Raw genomic sequence first — 17,024 nt, 5'->3', positions numbered from 1 at the left:
GAGGCGGATGCGTGAAGCCCTCAAGCCCGCTCACGCGAGCTGAAGGGAATCGCCCTCATTCATCGGGGCGAGGATGGTCAAAGGTTGTGCACGGCGACCCGGGCGGTCGCGACGAAGGTCAGCAGGGACTGCCAGAAGGGGTCGTAATACTGGTCGAAGGCCGTGAGGGCGTTGGGGTCGTCCGCGATCGCCTCGTCGAGCACACGGTAGGGGGGCCGGGTCGCCAGGCGCAGTGTCTCCGCGGCCTCGGCGACATCGTCCGGTCCTTCCAGGCTGATCACCCATATGCAGTGGCGCAGTCTGCTGTAGGCCTCGCGGAGGCCGACCCTTATCTCCTTCAGCGCGGGCACCTGTTCCGCGCGGGAGCCGCCGGAGGCGTGGATGTCGGACACTGCCCAGTACAGTTCGGCCATCTTGTGTGCCTGCTCGATGAGGCTGACGTAGGCAGCGCGCCGTGCCTCGCTCACATGTACGGACCGCTGCATCCGCTCGGCGGTGGCCGCCTGGATCTGCGCGGCCCTGGCGGTCCCTCTGCTGGTGACCCAGCTGGCCATGACTGCGGTGCCGGCGGTCAGCGTGGATATCCAGAGGGCAGAGTCGACCATGGCGGAGATCATCCCGGGCGTCAGCATGCCGCTGTAGATCAAAACCAGCCCCGCCCTCCGCCGCGACAGTCATGGCTCGGGCATGACGGGCAGGCGGGGGTCCACGACTTGAGGGCGATTGGATGCGGAAGACGCCAGGCGGCTGCCCCCTCATCCAGTCAGAGTCGGCAGTTCCCCGCCAGAAACTTGCGTGACGCGAATAATTGCGTGCCACGCAGGTTCTGCTACCGTGAATGGCATGAGTGGTCTTCGGGAACGGAAGAAGGAAGCCACGCGCGCAGCGCTGAGCTGGGCCGCAGTCCGGCTCACCGTCGAGCGCGGGCTGAGTGCGGTCAAGGTGGAAGACATCGCCGCGGCGGTCGGGGTGTCTCCGCGCACCTACAACAACTACTTCTCCAGCAAGGCCGAAGCGATTGCGTTTCGCTACCTTGAGCGCTCCTTGCGGCTCGCGGCCGAGCTGCGTCACGGACCGCCCGGCGAGCCCTTGTGGGAGGCAATCACTCGGGCGGCACTCCGGCAGCTGGAGCCTGGCCCCGAGGTGGAGCACATGCCACCCCAGGAGCCGGGTGAGTGGGCGGCCGGCCTGCGGGTGATGTTGGCCGAACCCGCGCTGGAGGCCGAGATGCTGCGGGCGAGCAAGATTGCGGAGAAGGAGCTTGCCGCGGCGATCGCCGACCGCACAGGCACGGACCCCGCGTCCGATCTCTACCCTCGCCTGGCGGCCGCGAGCGTGATGGCCGCGAACAATGTCGCCCTCGAGCTGTTCGTGCAAGGCGACACGGGCGAGCCGATGGAGGTTCTGCTGCCCCGGGCTCTGCGCATGGTGGCCACCGGACTTCCCACTCCGTAGGCCCCTCCCCTCCACCCTGAACAGGGGCTGCCGCTCGCAGCCTCTACTCCGCCATTCCCCAAAAAGGAGAATCGTCATGCTTGATGTAGTCATTGTCGGCGGCGGCCCGAACGGGTTGATGCTCGCCTGCGAGCTGGCACTGGCTGGGGTGCGCCCTGTTGTGCTGGAGCGTCTCGCCGGCCCGAAGACCGAGCCCAGGGCGAACGGTCTGGTCGGTCAGGTGGTGCGCATGCTCGACCGACGTGGTCTCTACACACGCATCAGCGGATCCAGCGAGCCGCCCCGCCCCGCGCCCCGCTACATGTTCGGCGCATTCACGCTGGACCTCACAGGACTCGACGACAACCCCGTCAGCCTCCTCCCGGCGCCGCAGGAGCAGATCGAAAAGGTCCTCGCCGAACGCGCCGTGGAACTCGGCGTCGACCTCCGCAGGGGGCAGGAGGTGGCCGATCTGCACCAGGACAACGACTTCGTCCGGATCACCCTTGCCGACGGTGAGGCTCTCACCGCCCGTTACCTGGTAGGGGCTGACGGAGGGCGCAGCCTGGTGCGACGCCTGTCCGGCATCGGCTTCCCCGGCGTGACCACCGACGACTTCGTCACCCGCTCCGCGAACGTGTCCGTGGCGGACGAATACCTGGGCCCGGACGGCAGCCTGCACGTTCCCGGCTACGGGAGCTTGCCACCCCTGCTGTACGTGCGCACGGAGCGCGGCACGATCGCGTGGGGCCTGCTGCCTGGCCGAGTGCCGGTCCTCAACACCACCGAAACCGGCAGGCCGGACGAGCACACCACCCCGATGACATTCGAAGAGATGATGGCGAGCGCCGAACGCGTGCTGGGAGTGCCCGTCCCGCTGGGTCCGCCGCAAGGAGAGGGACCACACCTGCTTCGACGACTGGCCGGCGGAAACACCCGACTGGCAGACCGCTACCGGGACAGGCGGGTACTGCTGCTGGGCGACGCGGCCCACGTGCACTCGGCGATCGGCGGCCCGGGACTCAACCTCGGCCTGCAGGACGCGGTCAACCTCGGTTGGAAGCTGGCCGCCACAGTGCGAGGGCGGGCCCCCGAAGGTCTGCTCGACACCTACGACGAGGAACGCCGACCTGTCGCAGAACACGTCGTGGCCTCGACCCTGTCCCAGTCGGCACTGATGCGCCCCGGACCGGAAGTCAGTGCCCTGCGGACCGTCTTCGGCGACCTGCTCGCCTCACCCGGCGGCACTGAACGCATCGCCCACCTGCTCGCTGGAACCACCGAGGACTTCGCGCCCGACCTCGTGGTCCACACCGGCGCGGGCACCCGTCGACTGGCCGACTTGACCACCACCGCCCGGCCCTTGCTGCTGGACCCGTGCGGCGACTTCGCCGAGACCGCGAAGCCCTGGCACGACCGGGTCGATGTCATAAGCGGCAAGGCAGAGGGCACGAACGCGACCGGCCTGCTGCTGCGCCCCGACTCCCACATAGCGTGGACCGGCCACGAGCCGAAAGACGCCAGCGGCCTGCGAGCCGCACTGCACCAGTGGTTCGGCACGCCACTGAGCGGCGCCCGTGAGCCGGAGCAGGTCAGCGGCTGACCCCGGCCATCAGCTCGCGGTTCGCAGCGCGGGCGGCTTCAAGGTCCTCGTCCCGTACGGCGAGTTCGCCGCGCAGACCGAGAATCTACTGCTCCGACTCGGCGGTCCGGCGTGTGAGCATCTCGATGCCGGCCGGCTCCCCAAGGCCGGATGCTTCCCAAACCGTCTGGCCCGGCGCCTCGGACAGGCGCCGTTCGAGCCGGGTGATGTGCGCGGCTACCGGTAGTCTCCCGCTGCGGGCCGTGAGGTTCGCGACGTCGGCCAGCAGCAACTTGCGGCTGACCTGCGTTCCGGCAGTCGTGCTCGGCAGGGGCTGGCCCAAGCGGGCGGTGACGGCTGTGTGCAGAGCACCGTGGCGGTGAATCAGGCTGCGGTGAACGCCGGCGGCACCATGGCTGGCCGGTCACCCGAGTCGGCTACGCGCTCAATTGCCGCCGGCGCGCCCGCTCGTCGCCGACGAACTCCTGATACGACATGGAAGTATCCCGCCTCCGAGAGCCGTGCTTGCTGCCGTAGTCCGGGATGCCCGACTCGGTGGACAGCCCGGCGCCGCTCAACACCACGACCCCGCCGGCGCGCACCCGCCTCGACGAGGGCGGTGAGGTCATTCGAGGCCGGCAGCACGCCGCCCGGGGGCTCCCGGGGCAGCGCCGGTCGCATCCGCATACCTGCCCGCCCACGTTTCCGGCACCCGCGCACCACGATCCGGAGCACCGGCCGGCGCACGTACACCGGTCAGTCGACGTACGATTCGAGCGTGCCACGGCGGCGGACATCGAGCGTCGCACAGTGGAATGAGCCGCCGAAAGGCGCGTAGTGCAGCAGTTCACACGGCAGCGGCTCGAAGCCCCACCCTTCGAGTGCGCGCATCATGCCCGTGTGGTGCCGCTCCACGATCACCCGCTTCTCGTCGACCATCAGCACGTTCATGCTGAGCCACTTCCCGCACATCGAAGTGAGCTTGAGCAGCCGCTCGTCGATCGGTTCGGGTTCGGGGGCGACCAGGACCTCCCACGAGCTCAGGACGTCGGGCAGCCGGTCGACGTACTCCGGATTGACCAGCACCTTGCCCGGCGCGAGCGGGAGGAACGTCGTGTCGATGTGCATCGGCACGCGGCAGCGGCTCTCGATCTCGTGGATGCGATAACCCTCACCCAGATGCCGACGCAGCCATTCGATGCCCGAACGGTTGGTGACGTTGCTCCGCGTGACGAACAGGTCTCGCCCCGCGCGCACGAAATCCGCCGCGTCGAACACCGGCTCGAACTCGGTGAGGATGTAGCGCATGGGTTCGTCGTCACCCGGGACGGAGTAATCCTTCTCGAACAGCTCGTCGGTGAGCTGCGGTCTCGGCGCTGCCGTCCAGCGCGCTCCGCGCCGGAAGTAGTCCTTGAGGATCTCGCGGTAGGAGTGGGTCTCGAAATACCGGCACGGCCAGGCCATCGGGGTCTCGATGATCTCGTCGCCGATCACGAGCATGCTGTCGCGCGGGCAGGCGTTGCAGAAGCCGTGCGACGACCAGTCGGGCGTGCCGAAGCCCGCCTTGTGGTCGACCGCCTCCGGGCGTCTCACCGTGATGCCGAGCGACTCCAGGAGTTCGACGAACTGGTCCAGTTCTTCCTGCGCCTTCTCGGTCAGGAAGCTCGGATACGCGAAGCCGGAGGCGAGCCCCTGCAGACGCGCCGCCCACGTCGGAATGTTGCAGGCCACGACCGGATGGTTGGAGGGGATCGTCGCGCCCTCGATACGCCCAACGATGATCTCCTCCAGCGGGTCCCACTCATTGTGGGAACTGACCGGCGAGACGAGAGGTTCCGTGACGTGGCCCGTCATGACTCCCGACTCCCGCGCCGCTCCCCGCGCCAGCCCTCACTCCGGCGGGCCGCAGCCCACGTAACGGCGGCTTGGTCGACTGCCTCCGCCGAGGTTCGGGGCCTGTGCACCACCGTCATACAAACCGCCTCCGCTCACAGAAGTCTTCAAGGAGCCGGTAACCCGCTTTACCGAATTTTACTCAAGGCAGCACGCCCCGGCTGTCGCCGACTCCCGCCTCTGCCGCCCCGCGGCTCCTGTGACCTGCACTTTCGTAAACCCGAGGATCAGGCGGCCGAGGTGCGGGGCAGGAGGGACCGTCCTTGACGGCGGCGGGCGCGTCAGGGAAGTGGCCGCGGCTGGTTGCCGCGGCCACGCTCTCAATGAGCACTGAGGTGGTTACCGTTCTCGTCGGCGACGGTGGTACGAAGACCGGCGGTCACCAGGCCTTGTGCCAGTACAGCGAGTTGGTGCCTGCGCGCACGGGGGCCGCCCCGGTGTCGTCATGCGTCCAGCGGGCGTTCGGGGTGTTGATGTACCTCATGCCGTATGTGCCGTCGGTGATCGCATGGAGGCTCTGGTGGTTGATCCGCGCGCTCCGGTCGTAGATCACCTTGTGGTCGGCCTCCATGCCCGTGGCGCTCCGGGCCGGCACGAAGTAGTCGAAGTCGGAGCCGAAGAGCGTCCAGTCGGTGCCGTGCGCTCCCTGCGGGTTCTGGATCTGGTTCTGCAGGAACGCCGAGTTGACCTGCATCTCGTCGCACTGATTGAAGCGGTTGAAGCGATTCCCGCACAGGGCGCTGACGGTGGTTCCGGCATGCGGAGTGCCGTACGTGACGACATCCTCGACGTACAGGTGCGGCGGGAACCAGGGGTTGCCCTTGCTGACTTCGGTGAGCGCGGACCGGATCACCAGGCCGCCCATCGAGTGCGCCATGACGTCCACCGACTTGCCTTTGGACGAGTAGGAGCGGTAGATCTTCCACGCGAGATCCTGGGCCACGTCGGTGAGTGGCGTGTTGCGGTCCCCGAGCCTGGCCTGCTTCGCCTCGTCGGGAGTGTCGTTGGTGTAATACCAGTCGCAGTTCTCGTCGCTCTGGTAGTACCCGTAGGTGCGCAGTTCGCCGGTCCAGCCCTGCGCGGTCATCGCACCCCGGGCGGCCTTCCACCAGTCGGCGCAGTCGTACCCCCAGGGCACCGGGTCGCCCAGGTAGGGCCGCTCGTGGAAGCCGTGGATCATGATGACCGGTTCGTCGACACTGTCATCGCGCGGCGGCGCGGCCTGCGCCGCCGCCGGGGTGGCCTGCCCCACCAGTACCGCCAGGGCGGCGACCAAGGCGAGGACCAGCGCGGCTGCCGCGCCGGGCCCCTGCCTGGTTCTGCACTCTATGGCTGGTAAATGCATCTCTCCTCCTCCTGGATGCTTCGGATACGGAGGCAGACACCGCCACAGGAGCGGACACCGATACGGGTACAGATACCGACACAGGTACAGGCACCGGCACGGGTACGGCTTGCCTCCGCCCAGCCGAAGCTAGAGCCAGGCCGCGAACCGGTGCATCGCCCGGTGGTTGGAGGTCCCGCCTACCGCTCTCGTCTGACAGGACCCCCGCGTCAAACCAGCGCGTTACCCGGCGTACGCCTTGAGTCGCCCATGGCCCGCCTCCCTCAGCCTCGGCGGCCGCGGGCTCGCTCGTACGCCGGGGGCTCGCTCGTGCTGACGCTCGCTGCCCCCCCACCTGATGGCGGCCGTCTCGGTCAGCTCCAGCGCCCCGGCCGGCTGGCGGTACGCCTGCAGCCGGGCTTCTGCCTCGCAGAGCCGGGCCGCCAGGGTGGCATCGACGAGCAGGTGCGGGACCTGTGTTCCGAGCTGTGCGAAGTGCCCGGTCTGGAAACCGGTGCGGGCGTAGCGGAAGTTGTCGTTCCGGGCAGGCAGCCAGGAGGAGTTCGAACTCCGGGGAGAACAGATATGCGTTCTGAGGTCCGTCGCCGGACCTGAACACCGCCTGGAGGCGGCCTTGCGATCGCGGCCGGCGGCCCGGGCGGTATCACGGCCCAGCCGGACGAGGGCGATCATGGAGGGTGAGCACGACCGGACCGTAGAACAGGGAAGCCCATGACTCTGCAGGAAGGCCAGCGGGTCAAGCTGGCCGCCGATCTCCGCCTGACCGACCCGATCGAGGTATCCGGTACGGTCATCGGCATCCTCTCCCTCGCCGCCGACACCGCAGGAACCGTAGAAGAAGTCGTCCAACACCTCCGCGAGGATGCCGACGTCCGCGAATACGAGCGGCTCACATCGCTGCTCGACTCCTACGGTGACGCCATGCCCCCGGAAAGCAGGAAACAGCTGAAGGAGAAGATCGGCGCACTGCGGCCGGCATGGGTCGCCTTCCAGGAACAGGGGCCACTGGTGACGGTACGGGTCCGCTTCGACAACGGGCTCATCCTGGACGCCTCACCACAGGACCTCTACGACCCCACGTAAGAGCAGCGGCGAAGACGGTCTTCGCTGAACTGACACCGAACCCGTAGTTGAATCTGTCCGCGAGCGACCGTGTACCAGTGGGCGCGGATGGCTGCGAGGGATTACCGCCTCTTCTCACCCGGGCTCGGGGGTGTCAGCCGACTCCATGGTGATGGGTCTGCGTCCGCCGCAGCAGGCCATCACTACGGTCGCCGTGGAGTTCAGGAAGACCAAGAACCAGGATGACCTGTCAGCCGCGCTGATGGATCCTGTACGAAGCGGCTCTTCCCCGGCTCGCAGAAGGATGTCGACACTCTCGGCCAAGCCCCCGACCGTATGGCCGCGCTTCAAGGAGTGGTGCATCCGACGCCGGAAGACGCCCGCGTGCCGGTTGGCCGGGACCAGGCCGTCCCAGACGACGAAGTCAGCCCCGGCGATCAAGGCCTCCCGTGCAGGCCCGCATGCGGGTGTCTGTTCACGGAGCAGGGCGACAAGGTCGTCGCGAGTCACATCGCGCCCCGGCGACGGGAAGACCAGTGATCGGCTATGTGTGACAACTCCGGCGCCCTTCTGGTGACAGTCCTGCTGCTTCAACCTGGTTTGTGTGCAGCCTATGCGGTGCCGTCGGTGACAACTATCGAGTTTCGGCACAGCTAGTAGGGCGTGACCGGTGTAATGACCCGGCTGTGGGTGTGAGTACGCGCCCTTGGATTGTCGACGATGCCCTGTGGGAGCTGATCAAGCCGCTGCTGCTGCCCTGGCCGGAGCGGTCGCCGGGGCATCGGCCGGTGAACGACCGGCTGTGTCTGCAGGGCATCTTCTACGTCCTGGTCAACGACATCGCCTGGCAACTCCTGCCGCTGGAGCTGGGGTTCGGTTCCGGGCAGACGTGGTGCCTCCGCCTGGACCGCTGGGAGCAGGCCGGCGTCTTTCGACGGCTTACACCGTCTTCTGCCAGAGCCTGTGTGATGTCGTGATCAACTTTGTCGATCCGGATCCGTAGCGGGCGTGAACGCTGGAGAGGTCTACGACGACCGCTCACGCCTGCCGGCGCGCGCCCGGACCCAGTTGGGCGGTGACGTCGCGGGGAGACAGCGCGGTGTGCTCCGCATCGCACTGGACGGTGACACGGACCGGCGCGCCGCAGTCGGTGTGGCGGACGTCCAGGACGGGGCCGGGGCTCTGCGCGCCGAGGGCGTGGCGCTCCCCCCACTGGCCCAGCGCCATCAGGACGGGCCACAGTTCCCAGCCCTTGCGGGTCAGCCGGTACTCGTTGCGCGAACGGCTGCCCGGCTCTTGGTAGCGGACGGCCTCCAGGACTCCGGCCGCGGTGAGCTTGCGCAGCCGGTCGCTGAGGACGGCCTCCGAGAGCCCGATGTGGCGGTGGAAGTCGTCGAAGCGGCGCACCCCGTTGACGGCGTCGCGCAGGATCAGCAGCGTCCACTTCTCCCCCACCACGTCCAGGGCGCGCTGGACCGGACAGTTCTCCGTGCTCGCCTCAAGCCACTCCATCCCGTCATCGTAGAGCCCCTGGCTTCACCATTGACAGTCAGAAGCGGACACAGCTAGCTTCACTGAGCGAAGTCAGATGGCGAGGTGGCCGGGAGCGGCCGAACGGAAGGCGCGGGACTGTGGGACGCACGCGTACATACAGCTGGGACGACCCCTCGATCCCCGCACAGTCCGCCCGCGAGCTGGCCGGCCTGGACTTCCTGCGGGCGATGCAGGCCGGGCTGATCCCACGACCGCCCATCGGCCAGACCCTCGACTTCGACCTGGACGAGGTGGAGCACGGCCGGGCAGTCTTCTCATTCTTGCCGGGCGAAGAGCACTACAACCCCATCGGCAGCGTGCACGGAGGCGTGTTCGCCACCCTGCTCGACTCGGCGGCGGGCTGCGCCGTCCAGTCCACACTCCCCCGGGGGACCGCGTACACGTCGCTCGACCTGACCGTGAAGTTCCTGCGGCCGATCACCGCGGAGACGGGCCGGGTGCGCGCCATCGGCACCGTGGTCAACGGCGGGCGCCGCACCGCCCTCGCCCAGGCCCAGCTGCTCGACGCGGACGACCGCCTGCTCGCCCACGCCACCAGCAGCTGCCTGCTCTTCCCGATTCCCGCGTAGCGTCCCGGAAGTTCGAGACGAGAACGCCCTGGGCAGGTGGGTGGGGATGGTGAGCCACTGGTGGCGGGCCGGGGCGTCGGGGTCGGCGAGGCGGGCTCGGTGCCGGTAGTCGCGGCGGGTGAACTGCACCCCGAACTTCCTGCCCCGGCTGACCACACTGCCCCCGAGCCGGGCATGCCGTGCGCGATCCACCAGCGAGCCGAACGCGAGGAACACCGGGCACAACGTCACGCCCTACGAACAGGGGCAGACCCGACCGGAGAGTCGCTCCGGCCGGCCACGTTCGGAGCGTTCGGCAGGGTGGTGTTTCGAAGCGCAGTGACAGCCGTACAGCCGCAGGATGGGCCCTGTCACGGGCAGCGTGTCGACCGGGCTGAGGTTCCCGAGGGGGCGACCGAGATCGTCCCCGCGAACGGCACCGGTGACCTGATGGGCTGGCGTCGACTCTATCCACTGGGCTACGTTGTGCAGCCATGACTACCGGGACGGCCTTGCGCCACACACGGATTGGTGACCCGGTGCTTCTCTGAGCGCCGCACGGGCCGGTGCCGGCTGGCCGTTGGATCGAGGATCTCGCGCCGCTGCGCGGGCTCCGCCTCCGTCGTATTGATCACAGGTTTGACAGATCAACCACGACAGGAGAGTTCATGCCCACCAAGATGTTGCAGATTCCTACCGCGGACGGCCGGGCCGACGCGTTCGCCGCCTTCCCAGACGGTGACGGACGGCACCCGGGGGTGCTGATGTACGCGGACGGCTTCGGGATCCGGCCCGTGCTGCGGGAGATGGCCCACGAACTGGCCGGGCACGGGTACTACGTGCTCGTCCCCAACCTCTTCTACCGGCACGGCCCGGCACCGGTGATCGAACTCCCCGAGCACATCGGAGAAGAGGCCCGGCCCGCGATCTTCGCTCAGCTGATGCCCATGATCGAGGCGCACACCACAGAACGGGTTCTGAGCGATGCCGACGCCTATCTCGAGTTCCTCACCGCGCAGCCGGAGGCCAGCGCCGGACCGGTCGCGGTGACCGGCTACTGCATCGGCGGCCTCCTGGCGACGCGCACTGCTTCGGCCCACAGCGGCCAGGTAGCCGCCCTCGCCGCTTTCCACGGCCCGGTGGGAGTCGACGGACCCGAAAGTCTCTCCAAGCTCACCGCCGAGGTCCACTTCGGCCACGCCGAGAGCGACTTGACGTCCGAGAACCTCGGTGAGCTCAACCAGGCCCTGGACTCCGCAGGTGTCAGCTACACCTCCGAGATCTATCCCGGCACGGTCCACGGCTTCACCATGTCCGACACTGATGCCTTCAGCCCCGCCGCACTGCAGCTCCACTGGGATCGCCTGCTGCCCCTTCTCGGCCGCGCTCTGACCAAGAGCTGAGGCTCCGGCCCGGAAACCGAGCCCGAAGTACACGTCGTCCCGAAGTACACGTCTCGGAGTCCTGGCAATGTTTCGGAGTCGGTGGAGGGCAGGCGACGCCCGCCCTCCACCGAGTGGAACGTGAGGCAGAACTGGCCCGTCCGGCCGGTCAGCTGTGGTAGGCGGGGCTGACCAACAGCCGACTCCCTCTCGACCAGCCTGACGGAGCCCTACTGGCGGCCGCCAGGCTTACGCAGCCCGGCCGGTCGGATGGATCAGGGCCGGCTGTACCGCTCGCATGTGAGGGCCGCGTGCGCATCGCCAAGACAGATCTCGACGGACGCGGCCCCTCCGGGCGCATTGGCAGGAAGCACGGTACTGAACTGGTATGTCACGTTGCACTGGATGCTGCTGCGCCAGGAGCCGAGCTCGTTGCCAGAGGCGCCGTACGTGCTGAACCGCAGCCTGGTGCAGTCGCCGGCCCGGAGTTTTCCGGTGGCCCCGACCGACCGGTTGTACCAAGTCAGGGTGCCTTGGACGGAGCTGGCACCGGCCGTGACATCGAAAGGGGTGCTCGGGTAGGGGGCGCTCTGCGCGCCCACGGCGGTGGGAGCGCCCAGCAAGGTGCCCGCGGTCAGCACAACGGAACCGAGAGCGGCGGCGAGATGAGTCTTCATGCGATCTCCAGGATGGGAACTTCAGGGCCCAACACGCGGTCGCGTGCGGCATCAACCGGGTGAAGCGGAACAGGGCGGTGGCGACCCGGTTCGGCAAACTCGCGGTCTGTTTCGAAGCGACGATTCTCATCGCTGTCATCAATGCACGGATGTGGCCTGCCGGTTGTGTCAGACCCACATGTCATTCCGGCCGCGGTCAGGTCAGCGGGCCGAGGGGCGACAGGGCCCACGGAAGCTGCGCGCCTGACGATCTGGGTGGGCCGACCGCGACCTCCCCGAACGGCCCATCCAGACCACCGGCGACGTCCCGGGCGACTGTCAGATCCGACGCTGTCCCGGCTGGCGCCGCCACGTGACGCTCAACTGACAAGCCATCACCACAGAGGCCGCTGCATTATCAGTGCAGGCCGTCTATGCAGTAGCCGGCGCGGTAGCAGGTCTGTCCCTTGAGGTAGTTCTGGTTCTCGTCCGTCATGTAGACCCAGATGTTGTCGGACCCACCCACGACGTTCGCGGCAAGGGCGAAGTCTGCCGGCCCGGATCGATTGCACCAGGTGCTGCTGCTCTTGAAGTCCAGTGAGGTGCTGCCGGCGAACGCCCGCGCGTAGACCCGCCGACAATTGCTGGCCTTGAACGACGCGTCGACGCTGACCGACCGGTTGGACCAGCTGGCCGTGCCTTTGTAGTAGCTCGCCCCATACTCGATCGAGACGGTGGCGGAAGCGGCGGCGGCCGTCGCGGGTGTCGTCGCGAGGGCAATCCCGGCAACCGACGCGGCTGCGGTCACGGCCACGCCGACCTTCCTCGTGCGGCTCTTCACCTTCGAGGTGTCCTTCAATCTCACCATGACAACCACTCCCAGGTTCTTCGGGTGACGGGTGCGCAACCTCACCGTCGTGCGGAGGCGACCGCCTCAGATCGGGCAGTGAACGTTGCTGCCGTTGTTCGGCAACACGACTCCACCACGTGAGGACCTCGCGACGGAAAGCATTCGAGCCAGTTCAAATCCATCGCGACGACTGCTAGCGTCGGGCGGTGCTCACCCTGCGTGTAGACGCCAATACAGTGTCCAGGACACGGTTGGCCCCTTCCCCTGCTTCGGAATCCATAGCGTGGCTGAAACTAACCGCCGCGTCGGGACGGCACCCGGTCTTCGGAGATCCTGGACCACTCGCCCGCGCGTCACTTGCCCATCCGGACGTTGCCCTGCTCGCAGACCTGTTGCCGCAAAACGGCGACACCTACAGACCCGACCTGCTCACCCCGCAGCCAGGAACGGACGCACAGCGCCGCGACACGATCGACGAGCAGATCGCGCAAATCGAGGCCGCAGCGCAGGACGACCTCGAAAGCCAGGTCTTGGCCCTCACCCGGGCCCACTGGAACAGGCCGCTGCCGGCCACCACCCGCCGGATCGCGGAGTCGGGGCAGATGCAGCGCCGTCTCGCCAACGGTCTCGCCCGGTTCTGGCGCGATACCTTGGCCGAGGGCTGGCCCGAACTGCACTCGATCATCCATCAGGACATCGCCCACCGCGCGACAACCATCGCCACCCATGGCGTCGGCCGGACGCTTGGAGCACTCCACCCCGACATGGCTTGGGCAGGGGACGCGATCACCCTCGCCAAGCCGTGGGATGCCGAAATCGATGTCGCAGGCCGGGACTTGGTCCTCACCCCCAGCGTGCTCAACTGGCCCGACGTCATCATCCAGGTCGACACCCCCGGTCAGTTCGTCTTCTACTACCCCGCCCAGCGGATCGGAGCCGACCGGGATCGCAGGTCCGGAAAGATCGCGCAAGTGGTCGGCAACGCCCGCGCCACCTTGCTCGCGGACCTCGAAACCGCCCGGTCCACCGCGGAACTCGCCGCCCGAACCGGATACACCCCGGGCACTGTCTCCTACCATCTCAGCGCCCTGCACCGCGCACGCCTCGTCACCAAGGTCAGAGACGGTCGCTACGTCCTGTACCAGCGGACCGCGCATGCGGCAGGTCTGCTGGAAGAGGCCCGTTGCTAGCACGGCGACCGCGAACGTTGGCCGGGTCTGGTGGCATGCCGGTGATTGTGTGTGAGCAGTTCCTCGTGATCACGGGTGCTGGTCGTTCTTTTCCCCGGATGCGAGCCGGGTTCGGAAGAGTCCGGGGCGGGTGGCGGCCTTCGGGGTCGCGAGCGGTAACGCGTCCGGGCGCGTGACGATGTCCTTGCCGTCCGCCGAGAGCACCAGCAGCGTCTCAGCAGTGCACCGGGGGCGGATCCTGGTGCGGGAGAAGGCGTCGGTGTGCGCCGCGTTCGCCATCTGGTCTTCGACCGGCCGTTTGCCGATCACCGGCCCGCAGCGTCGTGTGATCGCTTCGGTCGCGGTGTCGAAGGAGGCCCGTACCGATACCAGAACGGCCAGCCGGGCCAGCGAGTACGAGCGCCGCCACCCGGGCAGCGACTGGGCCGTATCGGCCGCGTAGGTGGGGGCGGCTTTGGGGCGTCGCCATGCGCACCGGCTCACGACCGCAGTTCCGAGCAGCGTGGTCAGCCGGCGCTCGTGGCCCTGTTCGAGGCGGGTGCGGGCCAGGAGGCCGGGACCGATCGTTTCGAGGGCGGCGGCGGTGGGCCAGCAGGGCGGTCGCGGGCGGATGAGTGGTCAACACTGCAACAGAAGAGGGCGGTTGACCGTGCCTTATGCTCCTGAGCATGCGAGATGACGAGGGTTTGGGTCGCATCACTCTGGCGCAGGTGGCCCGGGAGGCGGGGGTCTCCATTTCGACTGTTTCGAAGGTGCTCAACGGGCGGCGCGACGTGGCGACTCCGACCCGCGTGAAGGTGGAGCGCATCCTGGACGAGAACGCCTACCGGCGCACCACCCGGGCCGCTCGCGAGGCGCCGCTCATTGAGCTCGTCTTCCACGAGTTGGAGAGCGTGTGGGCACTGGAGCTCATCCGCGGGGTGGAGAAGGTGGCGAAGGCCAGCGGTGCGAGTGTGGTGCTCACCGAGAGCGGTACGCGCCATGCGCCGGGGCCCGAATGGATCGAGGGTGTGCTGCGGCGCAGGCCGCGCGGTGTGGTCCTGGTCTTCTCGAGTCTCCCCAGCGAGGTGAAACAGCAGTTGCGCTCGCGCACCATCCCGTTCGTCGTCATCGACCCGGCCGGAGATCCCGACCCGGACGTGCCCTCGGTGGGCTCGGCGAACTGGAACGGCGGCCTGGCCGCCACGCGGCATCTGGTCCAGCTCGGCCACCGGCGCATCGGCATCATCACGGGCCCCGAGGACATGCTCTGCTCGCTGGCCCGGCTCGACGGGTACCGTTCGGCGCTCAGCATGGCCGGACTGCCGGCAGACCCCGGACTCGTCCGGTACGGCGACTTCCACGTCGAGGGCGGTCGTGAGCGGGCGGCAGAACTGCTCGGTCTGGACGATCCGCCGACCGCGATCTTCGCGGGCAGCGACCTTCAGGCCCTCGGCGTCCTGGAGGCGGCCCGGCTGCGGGACCTGCGTGTCCCGCACGATCTGTCGGTGGTCGGTTATGACGACGTTCCCCTGGCCCGGTGGTCGAGTCCCCCGCTCACGACGGTGCACCAACCCCTGCGAGAGATGGCCGAGGGGGCGGCGCAGATGCTGATGCGCCTGCGGTCGGAGGAGCCGGTGGCGACCAGAGTGGAGCTGGCGACGAGTCTGGTCGTGCGCGAGAGCACGGCGGAGTGCCGACAAGGCCGATGACGGCCATGTCGTCCGGTTGGGGCTGGTAGCCGCACGGCGGGACTCGTGATGCTCCGAAAAACTTTCGGAGAGCTTATTGAGGTGATTACCCGTCACCCTGGCTGAATCTCACCTCGGGGCGTCAAATCTGTTGCTGTACAGCCCAGTTATGCCTGTGGCCAGGTGCGATGGTGCACAGTGGCGGGTGATCGCGGGACTAAAGTTTCGCTCGCATTGCCGAAACAGTTGACAGTGTGCAGGCCCGCCACCAACCTATCGACGTCGACACGCACCTCAATGGCTGTGCAGCCTCTCGCTGGCCCCACCAGGAGGAAGCATGAACATGAGCGACCTGCCCCCCGCATCCCCGATGAGCCGCCGCACTTTCATCGGCACTACCGGCGCCCTGGCACTCGGCGCCTCCGCGCTCGCGCTGCCGGGCACCGCGTACGCGGACACGACCATCACGACCAACCAGACCGGCACCAACAACGGTTACTACTACTCGTTCTGGACCGACGCCCCCGGAACGGTCTCCATGACCCTGTCCTCCGGCGGCAGGTACAGCACCTCGTGGCGCAACACCGGGAACTTCGTGGCCGGCAAGGGCTGGGCCAACGGCTCCCGCAGGACCGTGAACTACTCGGGCTCCTTCTCCCCCTCCGGCAACGCCTATCTGACGCTCTACGGATGGACGTCGAACCCGCTCGTCGAGTACTACATCGTCGACAACTGGGGCACCTACCGGCCCACCGGCACGTACAAGGGCACCGTCACCAGTGACGGCGGCACCTACGACATCTACCGGACCACGCGGTACAACGCCCCGTCCGTCGAGGGCACGCGCACCTTCGACCAGTACTGGAGCGTTCGGCAGTCGAAGCGCACGGGCGGAAGCATCACCAGCGGCAACCACTTCGACGCCTGGGGCCGAGCCGGGATGCCCCTGGGCAGCTTCAGGTACTACATGATCATGGCGACCGAGGGCTACCAGAGCAGCGGAAGCTCCAACATCACGGTGTACTGAGCGAGTTGGACAGCCCTTTTCGGTGATGATTGCGGCGGTCGCGCCGCGAGCCGCCCATGGACCGGCAGCGCGCGACCGCCGCCATCTCCAGGTGTCGCAACAGATTCCCGAGCCGGAGGACCCACTGATGACAATGCGCTCACCTCGCTCGCTGCGTTCCCTGACAGCAGGGCTGGCCGTCGCCACCATGGCCGGCGCATGCACCCTCACCGTCAACAGCGCCGCCTCGGCGCAAGCCGCCCCCTGCACCGGATACGTCGGCCTCACCTTCGACGACGGCCCGTCCGCCGGCACGCCGGCTCTGCTCGACGTGCTCAAGCGGAACGGGCTGCGCGCCACGATGTTCAACCAGGGACAGTACGCAGCCGCCAACCCCTCCCAGGTCCGCGCGCAGGTCGCCGCCGGCATGTGGGTCGGCAACCACAGCTACAGCCACCCCCACCTGACCCGGCTCAGCCAGTCACAGATCGACTCGGAGATCTCCCGCACCCAGCAGGCCATCGCCAACGGCGGAGGGGGCACACCCCGGCTGTTCCGTCCGCCGTACGGCGAGACCAACGCGACGGTGCAGTCCACCGCGGCCAAGTACGGCCTGACCCAGGTCATCTGGGACGTCGACTCACAGGACTGGAACGGCGCCAGTACCGATGCGATCGTGCAGGCCGCCGCCCGGCTCACCAACGGCCAGATCATCCTCATGCACGACTGGCCCGCCAACACGCGCGCCGCGATCCCGCGCATCGCACAAGGGCTGGCGGCTCGCGGCCTGTGCGCCGGCATGATCTCTCCGCAGACCGGCCGCGCAACAGCTCCGGCCTGACCGCCGCAAGC

General features: G+C 68.0%; 17 protein-coding genes. 10 read left to right on the top strand and 7 right to left on the bottom strand.

The annotated features are described in order from the left end of the window. Positions 1-77 precede the first annotated feature (77 nt). On the bottom strand, positions 78-605 hold the full coding sequence (locus IE226_RS37825) for a hypothetical protein (protein WP_190086044.1): 528 nt from the start codon (positions 603-605) through the stop codon (positions 78-80). Between the two features lie 238 nt (positions 606-843). On the opposite strand from IE226_RS37825, the gene IE226_RS37820 reads away from it, so the two are divergent. Together IE226_RS37820 and IE226_RS37815 are read left to right on the top strand one after the other, a co-directional pair. Then, positions 844-1,455, top strand: coding sequence for an acyl-CoA-like ligand-binding transcription factor (locus IE226_RS37820; protein WP_190086043.1), 612 nt, complete (start codon positions 844-846; stop codon positions 1,453-1,455). A 76-nt stretch (positions 1,456-1,531) separates the two neighbouring features. Next, positions 1,532-3,037 carry an FAD-dependent monooxygenase gene (locus tag IE226_RS37815; protein WP_229871794.1) on the top strand — a complete coding sequence of 502 codons (1,506 nt, stop codon included), beginning with the start codon at positions 1,532-1,534 and terminating at the stop codon, positions 3,035-3,037. 735 nt (positions 3,038-3,772) lie between these two features. Here IE226_RS37815 and IE226_RS37810 read toward each other — a convergent pair. Together IE226_RS37810 and IE226_RS37805 are read right to left on the bottom strand one after the other, a co-directional pair. Beyond that, positions 3,773-4,870: an amidinotransferase gene (locus IE226_RS37810; protein ID WP_190086041.1), complete on the bottom strand. Its 1,098-nt coding sequence runs from the start codon at positions 4,868-4,870 to the stop codon at positions 3,773-3,775. Between the two features lie 418 nt (positions 4,871-5,288). Beyond that, entirely contained in the window at positions 5,289-6,254 is a 966-nt protein-coding gene (locus IE226_RS37805) for an esterase/lipase family protein (protein ID WP_190086040.1), read from the bottom strand. A 711-nt stretch (positions 6,255-6,965) separates the two neighbouring features. Here IE226_RS37805 and IE226_RS37800 point away from each other — a divergent pair. Both IE226_RS37800 and IE226_RS37795 read left to right on the top strand, forming a co-directional pair. Continuing rightward, positions 6,966-7,337, top strand: a complete 372-nt coding sequence (locus IE226_RS37800; protein WP_190086039.1) for a hypothetical protein — start codon at positions 6,966-6,968, stop codon at positions 7,335-7,337. Between the two features lie 671 nt (positions 7,338-8,008). Then, positions 8,009-8,293 carry a transposase gene (locus tag IE226_RS37795; protein WP_190086038.1) on the top strand — a complete coding sequence of 95 codons (285 nt, stop codon included), beginning with the start codon at positions 8,009-8,011 and terminating at the stop codon, positions 8,291-8,293. 61 nt (positions 8,294-8,354) lie between these two features. Here IE226_RS37795 and IE226_RS37790 read toward each other — a convergent pair whose 3' ends face one another. Beyond that, positions 8,355-8,828, bottom strand: coding sequence for a winged helix-turn-helix transcriptional regulator (locus IE226_RS37790; protein ID WP_190086037.1), 474 nt, complete (start codon positions 8,826-8,828; stop codon positions 8,355-8,357). Positions 8,829-8,947: 119 nt separating this feature from the next. On the opposite strand from IE226_RS37790, the gene IE226_RS37785 reads away from it, so the two are divergent. Continuing rightward, complete coding sequence (locus IE226_RS37785) at positions 8,948-9,439, top strand: PaaI family thioesterase (protein WP_190086036.1); 492 nt, start codon at positions 8,948-8,950, stop codon at positions 9,437-9,439. A 647-nt stretch (positions 9,440-10,086) separates the two neighbouring features. Further along, entirely contained in the window at positions 10,087-10,821 is a 735-nt protein-coding gene (locus IE226_RS37780) for a dienelactone hydrolase family protein (protein WP_190086035.1), read from the top strand. Between the two features lie 254 nt (positions 10,822-11,075). On the opposite strand, the gene IE226_RS37775 is transcribed toward IE226_RS37780, so the two are convergent. After that, positions 11,076-11,477 carry a hypothetical protein gene (locus tag IE226_RS37775; protein WP_190086034.1) on the bottom strand — a complete coding sequence of 134 codons (402 nt, stop codon included), beginning with the start codon at positions 11,475-11,477 and terminating at the stop codon, positions 11,076-11,078. A gap of 397 nt (positions 11,478-11,874) precedes the next feature. After that, positions 11,875-12,324 carry a hypothetical protein gene (locus IE226_RS37770; RefSeq protein ID WP_190086033.1) on the bottom strand — a complete coding sequence of 150 codons (450 nt, stop codon included), beginning with the start codon at positions 12,322-12,324 and terminating at the stop codon, positions 11,875-11,877. 188 nt (positions 12,325-12,512) lie between these two features. On the opposite strand from IE226_RS37770, the gene IE226_RS37765 reads away from it, so the two are divergent. After that, positions 12,513-13,496 carry a DUF5937 family protein gene (locus tag IE226_RS37765; protein ID WP_190086032.1) on the top strand — a complete coding sequence of 328 codons (984 nt, stop codon included), beginning with the start codon at positions 12,513-12,515 and terminating at the stop codon, positions 13,494-13,496. Between the two features lie 69 nt (positions 13,497-13,565). On the opposite strand, the gene IE226_RS37760 is transcribed toward IE226_RS37765, so the two are convergent. Further along, positions 13,566-13,979: a hypothetical protein gene (locus IE226_RS37760; protein ID WP_190086031.1), complete on the bottom strand. Its 414-nt coding sequence runs from the start codon at positions 13,977-13,979 to the stop codon at positions 13,566-13,568. Between the two features lie 173 nt (positions 13,980-14,152). Between IE226_RS37760 and IE226_RS37755 the strand changes: the two genes are divergently transcribed. The 3 genes from IE226_RS37755 to IE226_RS37745 all read left to right on the top strand — a co-directional run bounded on the left by IE226_RS37755 (position 14,153) and on the right by IE226_RS37745 (position 17,013). Then, positions 14,153-15,187, top strand: coding sequence for a LacI family DNA-binding transcriptional regulator (locus IE226_RS37755; RefSeq protein ID WP_190086030.1), 1,035 nt, complete (start codon positions 14,153-14,155; stop codon positions 15,185-15,187). Positions 15,188-15,509: 322 nt separating this feature from the next. Beyond that, positions 15,510-16,193 (top strand): endo-1,4-beta-xylanase XynA, encoded by a 684-nt coding sequence (gene xynA / locus IE226_RS37750; RefSeq protein WP_229871793.1) that lies wholly within the window; start codon positions 15,510-15,512, stop codon positions 16,191-16,193. A gap of 127 nt (positions 16,194-16,320) precedes the next feature. Beyond that, positions 16,321-17,013: a polysaccharide deacetylase family protein gene (locus tag IE226_RS37745; protein WP_373307100.1), complete on the top strand. Its 693-nt coding sequence runs from the start codon at positions 16,321-16,323 to the stop codon at positions 17,011-17,013. The last annotated feature ends 11 nt before the right edge of the window (positions 17,014-17,024 follow it).

Origin of the sequence: Streptomyces longisporoflavus, assembly GCF_014649775.1 — a bacterium.
GTDB classification, from domain to species: Bacteria; Actinomycetota; Actinomycetes; order Streptomycetales; family Streptomycetaceae; genus Streptomyces; species Streptomyces longisporoflavus.
The sequence above is the reverse complement of the archived record's forward strand: the minus strand, read 5'-3'. Positions and strand labels throughout refer to the sequence as shown.

Excerpts from the sequence above, each read along its gene's own strand:
- IE226_RS37825 (WP_190086044.1), bottom strand. The coding sequence starts at position 605 with ATGGTCGACTCTGCCCTCTGGATATCCACGCTGACCGCCGGCACCGCA.
- IE226_RS37820 (WP_190086043.1), top strand. The coding sequence starts at position 844 with ATGAGTGGTCTTCGGGAACGGAAGAAGGAAGCCACGCGCGCAGCGCTG.
- IE226_RS37815 (WP_229871794.1), top strand. The coding sequence starts at position 1,532 with ATGCTTGATGTAGTCATTGTCGGCGGCGGCCCGAACGGGTTGATGCTC.
- IE226_RS37810 (WP_190086041.1), bottom strand. The coding sequence starts at position 4,870 with ATGACGGGCCACGTCACGGAACCTCTCGTCTCGCCGGTCAGTTCCCAC.
- IE226_RS37805 (WP_190086040.1), bottom strand. The coding sequence starts at position 6,254 with ATGCATTTACCAGCCATAGAGTGCAGAACCAGGCAGGGGCCCGGCGCG.
- IE226_RS37800 (WP_190086039.1), top strand. The coding sequence starts at position 6,966 with ATGACTCTGCAGGAAGGCCAGCGGGTCAAGCTGGCCGCCGATCTCCGC.
- IE226_RS37790 (WP_190086037.1), bottom strand. The coding sequence starts at position 8,828 with ATGGAGTGGCTTGAGGCGAGCACGGAGAACTGTCCGGTCCAGCGCGCC.
- IE226_RS37780 (WP_190086035.1), top strand. The coding sequence starts at position 10,087 with ATGCCCACCAAGATGTTGCAGATTCCTACCGCGGACGGCCGGGCCGAC.
- IE226_RS37775 (WP_190086034.1), bottom strand. The coding sequence starts at position 11,477 with ATGAAGACTCATCTCGCCGCCGCTCTCGGTTCCGTTGTGCTGACCGCG.
- IE226_RS37770 (WP_190086033.1), bottom strand. The coding sequence starts at position 12,324 with ATGGTGAGATTGAAGGACACCTCGAAGGTGAAGAGCCGCACGAGGAAG.
- IE226_RS37755 (WP_190086030.1), top strand. The coding sequence starts at position 14,153 with ATGCTCCTGAGCATGCGAGATGACGAGGGTTTGGGTCGCATCACTCTG.
- xynA (WP_229871793.1), top strand. The coding sequence starts at position 15,510 with ATGAGCGACCTGCCCCCCGCATCCCCGATGAGCCGCCGCACTTTCATC.
- IE226_RS37745 (WP_373307100.1), top strand. The coding sequence starts at position 16,321 with ATGACAATGCGCTCACCTCGCTCGCTGCGTTCCCTGACAGCAGGGCTG.